A 15,383-nucleotide genomic window follows, 5' to 3' on the forward strand; every position below is an offset into this window, starting at 1 on the left:
TTTCCTTTTTTTAACCGCAATGCCCGAAACAGAAAACCGCTGTTTCGGGCATTGTTTTTTTTCTCCTGCCTGACTTAAACTACCTTATACATAAGAAAGGTACGATGTAAACAGACTGAAAGCCTGAGAGCAACAGCCCAGGGCAACGCACCAGTCTATTGTTTAAAGACCTTTGGCCTTTTAAAACCAGACCTCATCTTGCCCATTCATCCAGTCCCTTTAAAAAAAGTTCACCCGGCCTTGACAAACAAAAAAAGAGTTGCTACTTATGACTGACCGGTCAGTCATAAAAGAAGAAGATAAAAGATGAAACAACCATCCAACAAAACCAGGAAACGGGAAGTTATCCTGGAGAAATCACTGGAACTATTTGCCACCAAAGGCTACCATTCCGCCACAACAGCAGAAATAGCAAAGGCTGCAAATATTGCCAAAGGCACACTCTTTAACTATTTTGAAAGTAAAGAGCACCTGTTACGATCCCTCGTCTTTGAAACACTTCTGGAACTGGCCGAAATGATAGATCCAAACCACGATGGGATTGTAACAAAGGAAGAATTTTTCAGCGTCATCCATAAAAGTAGAAAGTGGATCGTTGAACATCCCCAATTTCTGAGTCTTTATTTCTCCATGGTTTCACAACCTGCAGTTTTCAACCTTTTTAAAGCTGAAATATCTGAAAAACTGGCTCCCTACATGGAAAAACTGGCAGCTTTCTTCCAAAAAGAAGGTTTTAAAGACAGCTATGCAGAAGTCCGTTTCTTTCTGGCCATGCTGGATGGGATCGCCATTCACTATGCCATGGATACAAAAAACTTCCCTATTGACGAAATAGAAGGAAAAATCATTGATTACTATCAGGGAAAAATGAGTTGAAATATCAGCTCACAGATTTGATAAAAACATAACCCAAAACATGAAAAAAATGACCATACAGAAAAATACCCCACGAAAAACACTCCTGTTTTTTACCCTGGCGATTCTGCCAATATTAACGATTCACGCCCAGCATCCAACCGCCAAAGAAATCGTTGAAAAAGCCGATAATTTAATGCGGGGAGAAAGCAGCTATGCTGAAATGGAGATGCAAATTATTCGTCCTTCCTGGTCTCGAACGCTCCGGTTCAATGCATGGGCAAAAGGAGATGATTACTCACTGATATACATCACCTACCCCCAGCGCGAAAAAGGCCAACGCTTTCTAAAGCGCGGCCGGGAAATGTGGAATTATGTGCCGGCCATCGACCGGATGATAAAAATCCCTCCCAGCATGATGATGCAGTCGTGGATGGGCTCCGACCTCACCAACGACGACCTGGTCAATGCAGCTTCCATTGTAAAGGATTATGACCATAAAACTCTGAGGACAGAAACCCTGCGCGGCCATGAGTGTTACGTCATCGAAATGATTCCTCACGAAGAAGCCCCGGTCGTATGGGGAAAGGTAATCTCCTGGATTTCCACATCTGATTTTCTGAATCTCCGCAACGAGTACTATGATGAAGCTTATGAACTGGTGAACGAAGAAATTCTGGATGAAATTGAAGATGTGGGCGACCGCACCATCCCCACCCGCTACACCGTAATTCCGGCAAATGAAGAGGGACACCAAACCATCATGAAATTTGAGAAAATAGACTTTGGCGAAGAGATGGAAGAGCGTTTCTTTTCCATTCAGAATATGAAACAGATGCGGTGAGATAGCTGTTAGCTCGTAGCTCGTAGCTCTTAGGGTATAACCCAAAAAAGAAACATAAGGCAACAAAAAAAGACACCATGACCACCCAAACGACATCAGGCGGATTTAAAAGCATCGTCAAAATTGCCTGGCGCAATCTTTGGCGCAACAAGAAGCGAACGCTGATAACCGCCTCATCCATTTTTTTCGGGGTCATTCTTTCAGCCCTGATGGGATCGATGCAGGAAGGCTCCTACCAAAAGATGATTGAGAATGTGGCACGGTTCTATGCCGGTCATGCCCAGATTCAGCACAAGGATTACCCCGACAATCAGTCCACCAACAACTCATTTGTTCCGTCGGACTCTCTGACAATCAAACTTAACAACACCGAAGGCATCGATATGGTAGTGCCTCGTCTGGAAAGCTTCGCCCTGGCTTCTTCGGGCAACCAAACCGAAGGGGTCATGGTATTGGGAGTCAATCCGGAACAGGAAGACGAGATGACCGAATTATCAGACAAAATAGTTGAGGGAAACTATTTCGATGGCCCGACACAACTGCTGGCAGGTAAAGAACTGGCCGAAAATCTGGGCATCTCACCCGGCGACACGTTGGTAATGATTAGCCAGGGACTGCACGGAGTGAGCGCTTTTGGAAAATATCCGGTGGCCGGTTTGTTCAGCCATCCCAATCCCGAACTCAACCGGCAATTGGTATATCTTCCCCTTGACGAGGCGATGTACTTCTTCCAGGCCTTCGACCACGTAACTTCCCTGGCGTTGGTTGGAAATTCACAAAAAGCCGTCAATAAAGCCATTCCTGAGATTAAACAACATTTAGAACAAGACCAGGTGTTGCGCACCTGGCAGGAGATGTTTCCGGCCATTCTTCAGCAAATCGAAAGCGACCGGGCAACCGCTTTAATCATGAAACTCATTCTTTATCTGGTCATCGGGTTCGGCATCCTGGGCACTGTCGTCATGCTGATGGCCGAACGCCAGCACGAACTCAGTTTGATGGTGGCTGTAGGAATGCACCGTTCCAAACTGGCGCTGATGCTGCTGCTGGAAATTCTCTGGATGGGCGTCATGGGGGTGATTGCCGGATTTATCGGTTCACTACCGGTCATTGCTTGGTTTGCGAGTCACCCCGTCCCCATCACCGGCCAGGCAGGCGAATGGATGAAAAACATCGGTTTTGAGCCTTACATGTTCTTTGCCTGGGATGTGGGCGTATTCCTGGAACAAATGCTGGTGGTTTTTGTGCTTACACTGCTGATTTCCTTTTACCCATTTGTGAGGGCTTTTAAAATATCCCCTATAGTCGGATTGAGAAATTGAAACTGATATTCAAACCACCCCGAATTCATCAATGAGGAACTCGGGAAAACGGCGAAACGTTATGCTACTAAAAATTGCATGGAGAAACATCTGGAGAAGTCCTGTCAGGAGCTGGATTATTATTGCAGCGCTCACGGCAGGCATGTTTGCAGGTATTTTTTCGTCCACCTTTATGAACGGATGGATGAAACAGCGACTTCGCGACGGCGTAGAGACCGAAACGGGCCACCTCCAGATATTCCGGAATAACTACCAGAATTCACGCAAACTATCCTTGCTCCTTCCTCCCGGCGAAATAACCAAAGTGAGCGCTCACCCGATGGTGCAATCCGCCACCGAACGAATCATCGTGCAGGGAATGGCAGCATCTGCGGAAACAGCGCGAGGCATCAGGATTCTCGGAGTTGAGCCGGAGATGGAAAAAAATGTCCTGAATCTCCATGAAAAAGTACGGGAGGGCAGCTGGTTCGATTCCCCCTACTCAAAAGAAGCTGTGATAGGCGAAAAACTGGCCCGTCAACTGAAAATTGATGTCCGCTCAAGAATCATCCTCAGATTTCAGGATTTAGATGGGACCCTGACAGGGGGAGCCTTCAGGGTGGCCGGGATTTTCCGCACCAGCAACACCGCATTCGACGGGACACACGTTTTGGTTCGCAGGTCGGATTTGGCTGAACTGACCTCCATCCCATCGGGTAAAAGTCACGCAATTGTTGTAAAACTTCAAAATGCGGAAGATGCTATGCATGTAGCCCCCCAATTTGAAGAAACACTGGAGGATGCAGATGCCGTTCCCTGGAAAGAGCTCAGTCCGGAACTGGGTTACATTACGGAGCTAAGCAATACCTATATGTACATTTTCGTAGTCATTATTCTGATGGCACTGGCTTTTGGAATCGTTAATACCATGCTGATGGCCGTACTGGAACGTACCCGGGAAATCGGGATGCTCATGTCGGTGGGCATGGCCCGCTCCCGCATATTCATAATGATTGTGCTGGAAACAGTGATGCTTTGCACCACAGGAGGCCTACTCGGCATTGGGGCCGGATTGTTTACCGTTTGGCGCCTGTCAAGCACTGGAATTGACTTATCCATCTGGGCAACAGGACTTACAGAAATGGGATTTGACCCGATTGTTTACCCTGAATGGGATGCAGTTCTTGTACTCAACATTGCCGGGATGGTTATCCTTTCGGGAATACTGGCATCCCTCTACCCCGCATGGAAAGCATTGAAACTGAATCCCTCCGAGGCCGTTCGGGTTATTTGAATTAAAACCATCACAGGTAATAAAACATTGTCAATTAGTCAACAACAAAAACCAAATACCATGGCCATAATCACCATTAAGGATTTACAAAAAACCTACAACAGCAGTCAGGTGCCGGTACATGCACTGAACGGAGTAGATTTAACCATAGATGAAGGCGAATTTACTGCCATTGTAGGTCCTTCGGGCTCAGGTAAAACCACCCTGCTTAATATTATTGGCGGACTGGATGACCCCAATGACGGACAGGTTATTATTAACGATACAGAAATCAACCACTTGTCCAGAGCCGAGAAAATCGATTTCAGATTGCATCATATCGGATTCATATTTCAGGCCTACAACCTGATACCGGTGCTTACAGCCCGCGAAAACATTGAGTTCATTCTGGAACTTCATGGCATTCCGAAATCGAAACGCCGACTGCGCAGCAACGAACTACTTGAAGCTGTGGGAATTCCCGAAAAGGCAGACATCCGCCCACGGCAGCTTTCGGGGGGACAACAGCAGCGTATCGCAGTGGCCCGGGCACTGGCATCAAGCCCCCGGTTTATCCTGGCCGATGAACCAACGGCAAACCTGGACTCTGCTTCTGCAGATAATCTTCTGACCATCATGGAAGAGCTCAACAAAAAAGAGAAGACCACTTTTATCTTTTCAACCCACGATGCCAGAGTTGTTAAGAAAGCCCGACGTGTAGTAACACTTGAAGACGGAAAAATTAAATCGGACTCCAAAAAATGAGAACCTGTTTATTGATTTTTGCATTGCTTATTTCCTGCAACATCAGGAGCCAGATGAAAGCGGATGGTTACCTGGGCGTCATGCCCGGATGGTATCACATGGAACAACTTGGGCAAAACCTGCGGGAAACCACCTTACACAACCGAATAAACTTAAGTTACGATTTCTCACCTACTGTAATCGGAGTTATTCAGTTTAGAAACCGGCTCATCCATGGGCAAACGGTCAATCAAATTCCCGGATATGCTGCTTTTATTGACAACGACCAGGGATTCCTGGATATGTCGTACAACCTGGCCTCAGGGAATTCAGCAATTCTCAACATGACCATAGACCGGCTCTGGCTCGATTTCTATCTGGGAAAACTGCAAGTCAGGGCGGGCCGCCAACGCATCAACTGGGGCCAGGCAATGGTATGGAATCCCAACGACATCTTTAATGCTTATTCGTTTTTTGATTTGGACTATCCCGAGCGCCCCGGAATCGACGGGTTACGACTGCAGCTTTTTACCGGACCGACGTCCCAGATTGATGGCGTTTTCAAAATTGATTCCGACCACAGAAAAACAATGGCCATGCGATTTCGCTTTAATGCCGGGAGGTACGATTGGCAGGTTTTGGGCGGAAGACTCAACGACCGGGACTGGACCGCAGGCATGGGATGGTCGGGACACATAGGAAATGCAGGCTTTTACGGGGAGGGCACTTTATTAATACCTGACCACGGAGAGGAAACCGTCATCGCATCCACAGGAATAAATTACACCTTCAAAAACAGCCTGCTTTGGCAAAGCGAATTTTTGTACAGCAGTAATTTAAGTAATACAATAGATGGATTTAGTAATTTCATTACAGGACAAGCATCTATAAAAAATCTCAGTGTCACCAAATATACCATTTTCAGTTCGATGCAATATCCTTTTACACCTCTCTTTTCAGGAACACTAAATGCAATGCACTTTGTAGGAACCAATGGATGGTATGCAGGTCCGTCGCTGGAGTATTCCCTGCAGCGAAACCTTTACCTCAGTGCTTTTCTAAATTTATTTCTCAACAAAACCTCGCAAGATGGCTGCACTACAGATTACCTGGGTGCTATCAGACTAAAGTGGTTCTTCTAAACTAATTTATACATGATTCTGTAAGCAGACCGGAAGCCTGGGTGCAACGTTTTGGAAATGGGGCATCCCACTTTTTCAAAGTTTTCCGGCGAGGTTTCGGGCAGCCTGCCGGATCCCTTCCATATCATAACCGCAATCGCGGGCCAGCTCAGTCTGCGTTCCCTGGTCTATAAAATCATCAGGGATACCCAGTCTTTTTATTTGGGCGAAATAACCATTCTCTGCCATAAATTCAATCACGGCAGAGCCTAAGCCTCCAACAATAGTACCATCTTCCACAGTAATAATTTTCTTATATCTGCCAAACACCTTATGAAGCAATTCCTGATCCAGGGGTTTAACGAAGCGCATATCACAGTGCCCGGCAGAAATACCCTCCTCCTTTAGCTGTGTTACAATGCGCTGAACCTTAGCGCCAATAGGACCAATGGTCAGAAATACAAGATCTGTTCCTTCCGACAACTCACGACCGGTGCCTACTTCAATCTTGTGGAAGGGAGTTTGCCAGTCAATTTTAGTGCCGTTCCCACGCGGATAACGAATGGAGAAAGGCCCCATGTCAGGTAACTGCGCAGTAAACATGAGGTTACGCAACTCTTCCTCGTCCATTGGAGAGGAAACAATCATATTGGGAATGCATCGAAAATAGGCCAAATCAAACGCACCGTGATGCGTAGGGCCATCGGCTCCCACAAGGCCACCCCGGTCGAGACAAAAAACAACATTTAATTTCTGGAGTGCTACATCATGAATTACCTGATCGTAGGCCCTTTGCATAAAAGTGGAATAGATGTTACAAAAAGGTACCATCCCGGAGATGGCCAGGCCTGCGGCAAAAGTAACCGCGTGCTGCTCGGCAATACCCACATCAAAGGCGCGATCAGGCATTTTCTCCATCATCAGGTTCAGACTGCAACCTGTAGGCATAGCTGGTGTAATACCCACAATTTTTGGGTTTTTTTCGGCAAGCTCAATAATGCTGTGACCGAATACATCCTGAAATTTAGGAGGCTTGGGAGTATTGGATGATGTTTCCAAAAAGCGACCGGTGGTTTTATCAAACTTCCCCCCGGTAGCATGCCAGGCAGTCTGATTCTCCTCTGCTAACTTAAAACCTTTTCCTTTTTTTGTAATGATATGGAGAACTTTAGGGCCATTTATCTCCTTTAAATCTTTAAGCACATTTGCCAATCGCTCCACATCATGTCCATCCACAGGACCAAAGTATCGGATATTTAAACCCTCAAAAATATTGGTCTGCCGGGTGAGTAACGTTTTTATGCTGTTGTTGATTTTGATGATCATATCGCGCGAACGCGGACTACCGATGTTAAACTTCTGAAGTGCTTTAAAAACGTCCTTTCGCAGTTTATTGTAGGTATGGCTGGTGGCAATATCCACAAGATATTCACTAAAACCTCCCACATTGGGATCAATGGCCATATTGTTGTCATTAAGCACCACAAGCACATTGGCCTTGCTGGCAGCCAGGTTATTCAGCCCTTCGAAAGCCTGCCCTGCAGTCATGGCTCCGTCGCCGATCACAGCCACAGTCTGCCGGGTCTTATCTCCCTGTCTGTTGGCAGCAACAGCCATTCCCAATGCAGCAGAAATAGAGGTCGATGAATGCCCAACTCCAAAGGCATCGTATTCACTTTCAAAAATATTGGGAAAACCGCTAAGCCCTTTATATTTTCGATTGGTATGAAAACGATCACGCCGTCCGGTCAAAATCTTATGGCCATAGGCCTGATGTCCCACATCCCAAATGATTTTATCCGTCGGGGTGTTGAACACATAATGAAGGGCAACGGTAAGCTCTACCACTCCGAGACTGGCACCAAAGTGCCCGGGATTACACGAGACAGCATCAATAATATAATCGCGCAATTCCGAACAAACATGCATCAGATCCTTCTGTGGAAGCCTGCGCAGATCCTCTGGCGAATCAATATGTTTCAAAAATTCTTTAGCGACCTCTTCCATTCCCTTTTCTCTTTTTTACAATACTACGGTTTAATGATGCAAAGATAAAAGAATGTTAATATTATGGGGATGATATAAAGAGCAATCTCTAATTAGTTTCTGTCCATAAAGTACCACTTGCGTCCCCGAAGGATCGGGGCAGGCTGTTACGCTTGCCGCCAAAATACTCATTTACGATTAGTAAACTCCGTTTTTGGCGGCTTGCGCCACCCATCGGCCGCCAAAGGCTTGCCGACGGCACGGCGCTAAAGCTTTAGGCGGCACGCGGTCGCAAGCCTGGCAATTGGCACTTTCTGAACAGAAACACCTCTAAGTACAAAATTTGCTTAGTTTATAGACGGGCACTAATTTACAACATCTATCAGCAAAAATTTTTATTAGTTTTACGCGACAACAAGGAAGAGCAAATAATCATTTGACGTTTTCTACGTTAATTGTTTAGCTGTAGTTTAAAATAGCGTTTATTTCACGAGAGATTGCTTCGGGCTTTGCCCTCGCAATCCCAATAACAAAGATTTTTCGATGAATTAGTGGTCTACCCCGAAGCAACCTCTAAAAATTTATACGCAACTATAAACTACAGACTAATTGTTTAATTGGATTTTTGGATTTAAACCGCATAAAAAACGGTATATCTAACTACCCCCTTGTTAAACTAATAATCCGTTAAAATAACCCAGGCAATGAGATCAAATGACACACAGTTTTGTTTTAAGTATGTTGCCGTTCATTGTAAGGAAAAAAACTGCAGTGCAACCATCAAAAGATGGATGAATAAGAATTGTATATTTGTATAGAGCAAATACAATTTGAAACTAATATGGCAAATAAATCCCAAATAGAAGTTGAAAACAAACTCATTTCAATTGTTAAACAAGATGAGCAAGACTACATCAGTCTGACTGATATGGTAAAAGGAGAAGAAGGTTCTGACCATATCAGAAATTGGATGAGAAATCGCAACACGGTAGAATTTATTGGATTATGGGAAACTTTAAATAATCCCAATTTTAAACCTGTCGAATTCGACACCTTTAGAAAACCTTAATTCCATATTAATCCGCAACCAAGTTGACAAAGAGCAAAGATATAGACAATTACGAGATATTGTAAAGATTCAGCTAAAGTCCCTTGATGAAAAGAATTTTATGAAAGCATTAAAAAAAGTATCAGACGATATATACATTGACAACCAAAATAAATTGAAATAAACAACGAAACGGCAACAAAGCCATATACGCAAGCCGTGGCATCCACATCATATTGAGGGTTTTGTATTACCCAAAACCATGCGTTCAAGCTGATAAATCCACAGATGGTTCGAAACCACGCCCAGGCGAATATAACCGGGACATTATGATTAATTACAGAAAAACAAACCAAGCATCAGACATTGCAAAATAGTATCTAATTAGGTACATTTGTAGAAAATGAGTTTTCAATGCCTACGATTGATAGTTTTAACGGAATTAAGATACATATTTATAACGGCGAGCATAGGCCTCCTCATATTCATGCCAACTATAATGAATACGAAGTGCTTATTGAGATTGAACGTGGAAATATTTATTCCGGAAACTTACCAAGCAGACCGTTAAAATTGGTGTTCGATTGGCTGGCAGGTAACGCAGATTGGGCTTTAGAAGTTTTTTATGAATTAAATCCAGATTTAAAATGAGACAGAGCATTAAGATACCGAGGATTTTAAAAATAAACTGGATTAAAGAGTTATCCATTTCAGTTGTTTTTAATAATGGAGAATCACGTATAATTGACTTTAGGAAAGTACTCAAAAAGAGTAATGTCAATGAAACATCTCCAGCAAATATTCTCTATGACACTAAAGAGTTTGCTAAGGTTGAATTAGTTGGAAATACACTTTCATGGAGTAATGTGGAGCAGTTCATAACCATGAGAAGTGGAGAGAAAATGAAAGTTCCTTATGAGATTGGTGCGGACATATTACTAAAATACAGCCAGCCGGAGAAATCAGAGCTTTCACTTAGAATTGGTGAATTGATTAGAGAGGCCAGGCTTAAGTCAGGATTAACTCAACAGGATTTAGCTCTGAAAAGCGGTACATCAAGAACATATATCTCTAAAATTGAGAATGACAGGTCTGATTTGGAAATTGCTACTTTGAGAAAAATTATTGAAACAGGTTTAGGCCGGAGACTGGATATTTCAATAAAGTAAATGACCATAACAAGCACTCTTGGCATGAAGAAGTGTCATGTTTATAGGAAGTTTCAATCCCTGAAGGACAATCTTAACGGTCAGAAAATACCTGCCAGGAAAATTAACCACACACCATATCGCTAAACGTTGAAGTTGTTTCTCCGACTCTGCACTAATTTGATTATCAGCCAGTTGAAGTCTAAAAATTTCTGAACAACAAAGTATTGTAAAATAATAGCATCAAATAAAGAAATCAAAATTATGAGACCCTTAAAGTATTTTGGAATTATCCTTATTCTCGGTTCATTGCTTTATTCCTGTGTTCCGCTTAACCAATTCAGAGAGTTGGAAGAGAACAATCAGCAACTGACTGACAAAGTGGAAAGCCTCAGTAGTGACAAGGAGCTGCTGGAAGGACGAAGTGAAGAGCTGAAAAAACTGGCCGACCGCCTGAAAAATCAGGTTGCCGAACTAACCGCCGACACCCTAAGGAAAGGACGGGCTGTAAGGGCCTGTCGGGATGACCTGAATCATCTTCGGACCGAGTACGATGATTTGCTTTCACAATTACGCAACCAGACAGGGACTGCAGATTCGGAAGAATTACTTGCTTATCTGCAAAAACTCCAGGAAGATTTGCAGGCAAGGGAAGATGCACTAATAGCTGCCGAAAGAGATCTTGAATCCCGCAAAACAGAGCTGCAAAATGCCATGAGTGAGTTAACATCTGCACAGGCCCAGCTGGAAGCTCAAAATCGCCGCCTGATGGAACTGGAACAAGCCCTTGCCCGGAAGGACAGTGCCAGCAACGCATTGCGTCAGGCCATTGCAGATGCTCTTACCGGTTTTGACCAAAGCCAGCTGAAAGTTCACATCAAAAACGGAAAGGTTTATGTTTCCATGGAAGAAAAACTGCTTTTCGGTTCCGGAAGCTACCAGGTAAGCGCCGAAGGTGCATCCGCAATCAGGCAAGTTGCCAATGTACTGGGCGAAAAGAAAGACATCAACATTATGATTGAAGGTCATACCGATCCGGTTCCCTATCGCAGCGGAGTGCTGCTCGACAACTGGGACCTGAGCGTGAAACGCGCAACCTCTGTGACGCGAATTCTTCTGGAAAACAGCGAAGTGGATCCATCCAGAGTTATTGCTGCAGGCCGTGGACCTCATGTTCCGCTGGTCACCAACGAAACAGCAGAAGGCAAGCGCAAAAACAGGCGTACGGAAATTATTCTAACGCCACGATTAGACCAGATTCTGGATATTCTGGAGACAAACTGAAAAACCTGGAGATTAAACCATCCTCTGTGGTACTCTGTGTTTCCTCTGCTACACCCTGTGAAATTCCTTTTACACAGAGTACCGCAGAGAAATAAACACACAGAGTACCGCAGAGTTTATATTTTATCACCATTTATTACTTTCCAGGTCACCGCTCCATTTAAACCGTCTCTTCAACATGTGGTTCCGAACCTCCGCAATTTTAAACAACGCCATGCTCTATCTAAAGAGCCTGAACATCCCACGTCTGCTGAACCTGTTGAAGCTTGTATGCGGTTTTATTCTGTCCCGGATTGTTGGCAAACCCCTATGCATAGCCCACCCATTTGCCCTATCGGTAGAACCATCGGGACACTGCCAATTAAAATGTCCCGAATGTCCTACCGGAGCAGCTGTCCTTTCCCGGAAAAAGGGGAATATGAACATTGATTTATTCAATAAAATAATCAATGAAACAGAAAAATACATCATTTATTTAAACCTTTACTTTCAAGGAGAACCATTGCTTCATCCACAAATTGAGGAATTCATCGAAAAAGCCAAAAAGAATCGGATCTACACAACCATAAGTACCAACGCCCAACTTCTTGACCAGCAAATGTGCAGAAAGCTAATTGCCTCCGGTCTTTCGAGAATCGTCATATCACTCGACGGTTTTTCACAAGGAATTTATGAAACTTACCGTCGGGGCGGAAAGGTTGAGACCGTAAAAAATGGCATTATAATGCTGATTCAGGCACGAAAGGAGTCGGGAACTTTCTTCCCAATCATTGTTGTACAGGTTCTCGCCTTTGACCACAACAAGCATGAAATTCCGGCAATCCGTGAATGGTGTAAAGAAGTCGGAGTGGACAAACTGGAAATAAAAACCGCACAAATGAATGAGTTTGGAGATGGAACCGTACAGCCGGCCCGGGAGAAATCGCGTTACCAAAATTCACCGAAAAAGAAATATACCGTACCGGGACGCCCCTACAACCACTGCTGGCGTCAGTGGAGTAGTGCTGTAATAACCTGGAACGGATTAATGGTTCCCTGTTGTTACGACAAAAATGCGGAATACATTTTAGGAAATGCATCAAGTAGTACTTTCAGTGACAACATCAAAAAACCGGAAAGTTATATTTTTAAACAAACAATTTTGTCCAACCGAAAAGGGATTGAGATGTGTCGCAACTGCCCGGAGGGAAGAAACTGGTTTTGGGGGTGAAGGAAGAAATAGTTACACCAACCATTCCTTAAAGAAATACCAGGTAAATACACCGGAAACAATTAGTTTCAGAACGACACCCGTCAACAAACCCAAAAATGACCCGAAGGCGGCTTTAAAAGCCTTGTTGGAGTCGGCATGTGCGGCAAATTCACCCAGGAAAGCCCCCAGAAAAGGTCCCAGTATTATTCCAACCGGTCCAAAAAACAGACCCACAACCAAACCTATTGCAGCTCCCCAGACACCGCCCCTGGTTCCACCAAATCGTCTGGCTCCCCACACCGGAACAACATAATCCAGCAAAGTGACCACAGCAGCAACTATTGCAGCAACCCATAAAAACCTGGTAGTAAAATCTCCCCAGCTGGTTAATTGAAGCGACAACAAAGCCAAAAAACTCAGTGGCGGCCCCGGCAAAACCGGCAATACACAACCGACAAAACTTGCCAGCAGCAGGAAAATCCCTATTATAATTAGTAGAATGTCCATAATAGATTAGCTGTTAGCTCGTAGCTCATGGCTGTTAGCTCCTTATAAATAACGGGATGTTAAAAATTTGGGGCAACCTCCAAAGTCTAATTCATCTTAAACAAATCAATTTCTCAAGTGTATGAGGTGTTAAATCACCATCCTCAGCTGCCAAGTTTAATCATATCGGGATAATCACTGTTGTAGTGCAATCCCCGGCTCTCCTTGCGCTGACGGGCCATTTTTATTATCAGGTATCCCACCTGAATAGAGTTTCGGAGTTCGCAAAGCCGCTGAGAAACAGTGGAGCGCTGATAGAGATCCTCTGTTTCATGATAGATTATTTCCAGTCGGTCGAGAGCCCGCTTCAGTCGCAGATTGGAGCGCACGATGCCCACATAATAGTTCATAATTTGCTCAATCTCTTTCTGACTTTGCGTAATCAATACCATTTCCTCCGGATGCGAGGTGCCTTCATCGTTCCACTCAGGTATATCCTTGCAGAAAGTCGAAGCCCCCACATTCTCTATTGCATCTTTGGCGGCGGCATCGGCATATACAATCCCCTCCAAAAGAGAGTTTGAAGCCAGACGATTGGCTCCATGCAAGCCGGTACAGCTGCACTCCCCAGCGGCATATAATCGTCCGATAGAGGTACGTGCTTTCTGATCAACTTTTATTCCACCACATGAAAAATGAGCCGCAGGAACCACAGGAATGTAATCTTTAGAAATATCAATACTCAGCGATAAACATTTTTCGTAAATGCCGGGATAATGCGCTTTTATTTCTTCTTTAGGCTTGTGCGTAACATCCAGATAAACATAGTCATCGCCAGTGGTTTTCAACTCATTATCGATGGCACGGGCAACGATATCACGAGGGGCCAGACATTCGCGTTCATCATATTTGTGCATAAACTTCTTCCCGTCACGCCGCTTCAGAATACCTCCAAAACCCCGCATAGCCTCCGTAATAAGGAATGAAGGACGTTCTTTGGGGTTGTACAACGAGGTGGGGTGAAACTGAATAAACTCCATGTTATCCACAATTCCCTTGGCACGATAGACCATGGCAATGCCATCACCCGTTGCGATGGATGGATTTGTGGTGGTCTGGTAAACGCTGCCAACACCTCCGGTGGCCATCATAGTCACTTTCGACAAAATGGTTTCCACACTGTTGGTGCGTCGGTTTAATACGTAAGCTCCATAACACTCTATGTCGCGACGCCAGCGGTGCACCAGTTCACCAAGATGGTGCTGCGTGATAATTTCCACCGCAAAATGATCTTCAAGTACTTCGATCTCGGGATGTTCCCGAACCGCCTGCACCAGGCCACGCTGAATTTCGTAACCGGTCTGGTCTTTATGATGCAAAATCCGATTCTCGGAGTGACCTCCTTCGCGGTGCAAATCGAAGTTTCCTTTTTCATCTTTGTCAAAACGCACACCCCAGCGAATCAACTCTTCTATTTGTCCCGGAGCTTCTTCTACCACTTTGCGCACCACTTTGGGGTCGCACAAACCAGCCCCGGCGGTCAGGGTGTCCTGAATGTGTTTCTCGAAATTATCGGGGGCATACGTTACAGACGATATGCCTCCCTGCGCATACGAAGTATTGGTTTCGTCGAGTTTTGTTTTACTGATAATACAAACTTTTCCTTTGCCTGCTACTTTGAGGGCAAAACTAAGGCCGGCCATACCGGAGCCAATCACCAGAAAATCAAATTTCTTACGTTTGGATGTATCTACTCTTCTCATAAAACCAGAGGGTTTGAAACAGACAAATTTACAACTTTAGCTGGAAAAAACAGGACTGATACCGCGAAGAGGATCTTTTACCGCAAATAAACACGGAAAAAAGAAAAAACATCTCTGTGAACCTCTGTGGTTTATTCTTTTTTTTTAACCACAGAGAAGCACGGAGGGGCACAGAGTAATAACGCAAACTTTCCGTGTGACTTTTTGGATAACTGTAGTTTTTTTTCTTTTTCCCCAGAAAAACGGAGGAGTAAACAGCAACAACGCAATCCCTCTGTGTGTCTCTGTGAACCTCTGTGGTTTATTCTTTTTTTACCACAGAGAAGCACGCAGGAGCA

14 protein-coding genes are annotated in these 15,383 nt (G+C 44.5%); 11 read left to right on the top strand and 3 right to left on the bottom strand.

Annotated elements, in window-relative coordinates; all coding sequences use genetic code 11:
• Positions 1 to 306: 306 nt before the first annotated feature.
• The 6 genes from BY457_RS03040 to BY457_RS03065 all read left to right on the top strand — a co-directional run bounded on the left by BY457_RS03040 (position 307) and on the right by BY457_RS03065 (position 6,159).
• On the top strand, positions 307 to 876 hold the full coding sequence (locus BY457_RS03040; RefSeq protein WP_106151850.1) for a TetR/AcrR family transcriptional regulator: 570 nt from the start codon (positions 307 to 309) through the stop codon (positions 874 to 876).
• A 49-nt stretch (positions 877 to 925) separates the two neighbouring features.
• On the top strand, positions 926 to 1,699 hold the full coding sequence (locus BY457_RS03045) for an outer membrane lipoprotein-sorting protein (protein ID WP_258176542.1): 774 nt from the start codon (positions 926 to 928) through the stop codon (positions 1,697 to 1,699).
• Positions 1,700 to 1,776: 77 nt separating this feature from the next.
• A complete protein-coding gene (locus BY457_RS03050; protein WP_106151852.1) occupies positions 1,777 to 3,021 on the top strand; it encodes an ABC transporter permease in 1,245 nt (414 codons plus the stop codon).
• Positions 3,022 to 3,082: 61 nt separating this feature from the next.
• A complete protein-coding gene (locus BY457_RS03055; protein WP_106151853.1) occupies positions 3,083 to 4,294 on the top strand; it encodes an ABC transporter permease in 1,212 nt (403 codons plus the stop codon).
• A gap of 60 nt (positions 4,295 to 4,354) precedes the next feature.
• On the top strand, positions 4,355 to 5,038 hold the full coding sequence (locus tag BY457_RS03060; protein WP_106151854.1) for an ABC transporter ATP-binding protein: 684 nt from the start codon (positions 4,355 to 4,357) through the stop codon (positions 5,036 to 5,038).
• The gene (locus BY457_RS03065) at positions 5,035 to 6,159 is read left to right on the top strand and encodes a hypothetical protein (protein WP_106151855.1); all 1,125 of its coding nucleotides are present in this window, start codon (positions 5,035 to 5,037) and stop codon (positions 6,157 to 6,159) included. Before BY457_RS03060 ends, BY457_RS03065 begins: the two co-directional genes overlap by 4 nt.
• Before the next feature lie 75 nt (positions 6,160 to 6,234).
• On the opposite strand, the gene dxs is transcribed toward BY457_RS03065, so the two are convergent.
• The gene (gene dxs, locus BY457_RS03070) at positions 6,235 to 8,145 is read right to left on the bottom strand and encodes a 1-deoxy-D-xylulose-5-phosphate synthase (RefSeq protein WP_106151856.1); all 1,911 of its coding nucleotides are present in this window, start codon (positions 8,143 to 8,145) and stop codon (positions 6,235 to 6,237) included.
• A gap of 820 nt (positions 8,146 to 8,965) precedes the next feature.
• Here dxs and BY457_RS19130 point away from each other — a divergent pair.
• The 5 genes from BY457_RS19130 to BY457_RS03095 all read left to right on the top strand — a co-directional run bounded on the left by BY457_RS19130 (position 8,966) and on the right by BY457_RS03095 (position 12,814).
• Entirely contained in the window at positions 8,966 to 9,193 is a 228-nt protein-coding gene (locus tag BY457_RS19130) for a KilA-N domain-containing protein (RefSeq protein ID WP_219885127.1), read from the top strand.
• 393 nt (positions 9,194 to 9,586) lie between these two features.
• On the top strand, positions 9,587 to 9,823 hold the full coding sequence (locus tag BY457_RS03080; protein WP_106151857.1) for a DUF4160 domain-containing protein: 237 nt from the start codon (positions 9,587 to 9,589) through the stop codon (positions 9,821 to 9,823).
• Positions 9,820 to 10,341, top strand: coding sequence for a helix-turn-helix domain-containing protein (locus tag BY457_RS19135; RefSeq protein ID WP_219885128.1), 522 nt, complete (start codon positions 9,820 to 9,822; stop codon positions 10,339 to 10,341). The genes BY457_RS03080 and BY457_RS19135 overlap by 4 nt, the downstream gene beginning before the upstream one ends.
• A 243-nt stretch (positions 10,342 to 10,584) precedes the next feature.
• Positions 10,585 to 11,604: an OmpA/MotB family protein gene (locus BY457_RS03090; RefSeq protein ID WP_106151858.1), complete on the top strand. Its 1,020-nt coding sequence runs from the start codon at positions 10,585 to 10,587 to the stop codon at positions 11,602 to 11,604.
• Between the two features lie 214 nt (positions 11,605 to 11,818).
• Positions 11,819 to 12,814 carry a radical SAM/SPASM domain-containing protein gene (locus BY457_RS03095; RefSeq protein ID WP_181256323.1) on the top strand — a complete coding sequence of 332 codons (996 nt, stop codon included), beginning with the start codon at positions 11,819 to 11,821 and terminating at the stop codon, positions 12,812 to 12,814.
• A 12-nt stretch (positions 12,815 to 12,826) separates the two neighbouring features.
• Here BY457_RS03095 and BY457_RS03100 read toward each other — a convergent pair whose 3' ends face one another.
• Both BY457_RS03100 and nadB read right to left on the bottom strand, forming a co-directional pair.
• The gene (locus tag BY457_RS03100) at positions 12,827 to 13,303 is read right to left on the bottom strand and encodes a DUF456 domain-containing protein (RefSeq protein ID WP_106151860.1); all 477 of its coding nucleotides are present in this window, start codon (positions 13,301 to 13,303) and stop codon (positions 12,827 to 12,829) included.
• 143 nt (positions 13,304 to 13,446) lie between these two features.
• On the bottom strand, positions 13,447 to 15,045 hold the full coding sequence (nadB, locus tag BY457_RS03105) for an L-aspartate oxidase (RefSeq protein WP_106151861.1): 1,599 nt from the start codon (positions 15,043 to 15,045) through the stop codon (positions 13,447 to 13,449).
• Positions 15,046 to 15,383 lie beyond the last annotated feature (338 nt).

This window comes from Marinilabilia salmonicolor (assembly GCF_003003035.1).
Taxonomy (GTDB): domain Bacteria; phylum Bacteroidota; class Bacteroidia; order Bacteroidales; family Marinilabiliaceae; genus Marinilabilia; species Marinilabilia salmonicolor_A.

Coding starts and splice junctions, on each gene's coding strand:
- BY457_RS03040 (WP_106151850.1), top strand. CDS start 307: ATGAAACAACCATCCAACAAAACCAGGAAACGGGAAGTTATCCTGGAG.
- BY457_RS03045 (WP_258176542.1), top strand. CDS start 926: ATGACCATACAGAAAAATACCCCACGAAAAACACTCCTGTTTTTTACC.
- BY457_RS03065 (WP_106151855.1), top strand. CDS start 5,035: ATGAGAACCTGTTTATTGATTTTTGCATTGCTTATTTCCTGCAACATC.
- BY457_RS03100 (WP_106151860.1), bottom strand. CDS start 13,303: ATGGACATTCTACTAATTATAATAGGGATTTTCCTGCTGCTGGCAAGT.
- BY457_RS03050 (WP_106151852.1), top strand. CDS start 1,777: ATGACCACCCAAACGACATCAGGCGGATTTAAAAGCATCGTCAAAATT.
- BY457_RS03080 (WP_106151857.1), top strand. CDS start 9,587: ATGCCTACGATTGATAGTTTTAACGGAATTAAGATACATATTTATAAC.
- BY457_RS19130 (WP_219885127.1), top strand. CDS start 8,966: ATGGCAAATAAATCCCAAATAGAAGTTGAAAACAAACTCATTTCAATT.
- BY457_RS03090 (WP_106151858.1), top strand. CDS start 10,585: ATGAGACCCTTAAAGTATTTTGGAATTATCCTTATTCTCGGTTCATTG.
- BY457_RS19135 (WP_219885128.1), top strand. CDS start 9,820: ATGAGACAGAGCATTAAGATACCGAGGATTTTAAAAATAAACTGGATT.
- BY457_RS03055 (WP_106151853.1), top strand. CDS start 3,083: ATGCTACTAAAAATTGCATGGAGAAACATCTGGAGAAGTCCTGTCAGG.
- BY457_RS03095 (WP_181256323.1), top strand. CDS start 11,819: ATGCTCTATCTAAAGAGCCTGAACATCCCACGTCTGCTGAACCTGTTG.
- dxs (WP_106151856.1), bottom strand. CDS start 8,145: ATGGAAGAGGTCGCTAAAGAATTTTTGAAACATATTGATTCGCCAGAG.
- BY457_RS03060 (WP_106151854.1), top strand. CDS start 4,355: ATGGCCATAATCACCATTAAGGATTTACAAAAAACCTACAACAGCAGT.
- nadB (WP_106151861.1), bottom strand. CDS start 15,045: ATGAGAAGAGTAGATACATCCAAACGTAAGAAATTTGATTTTCTGGTG.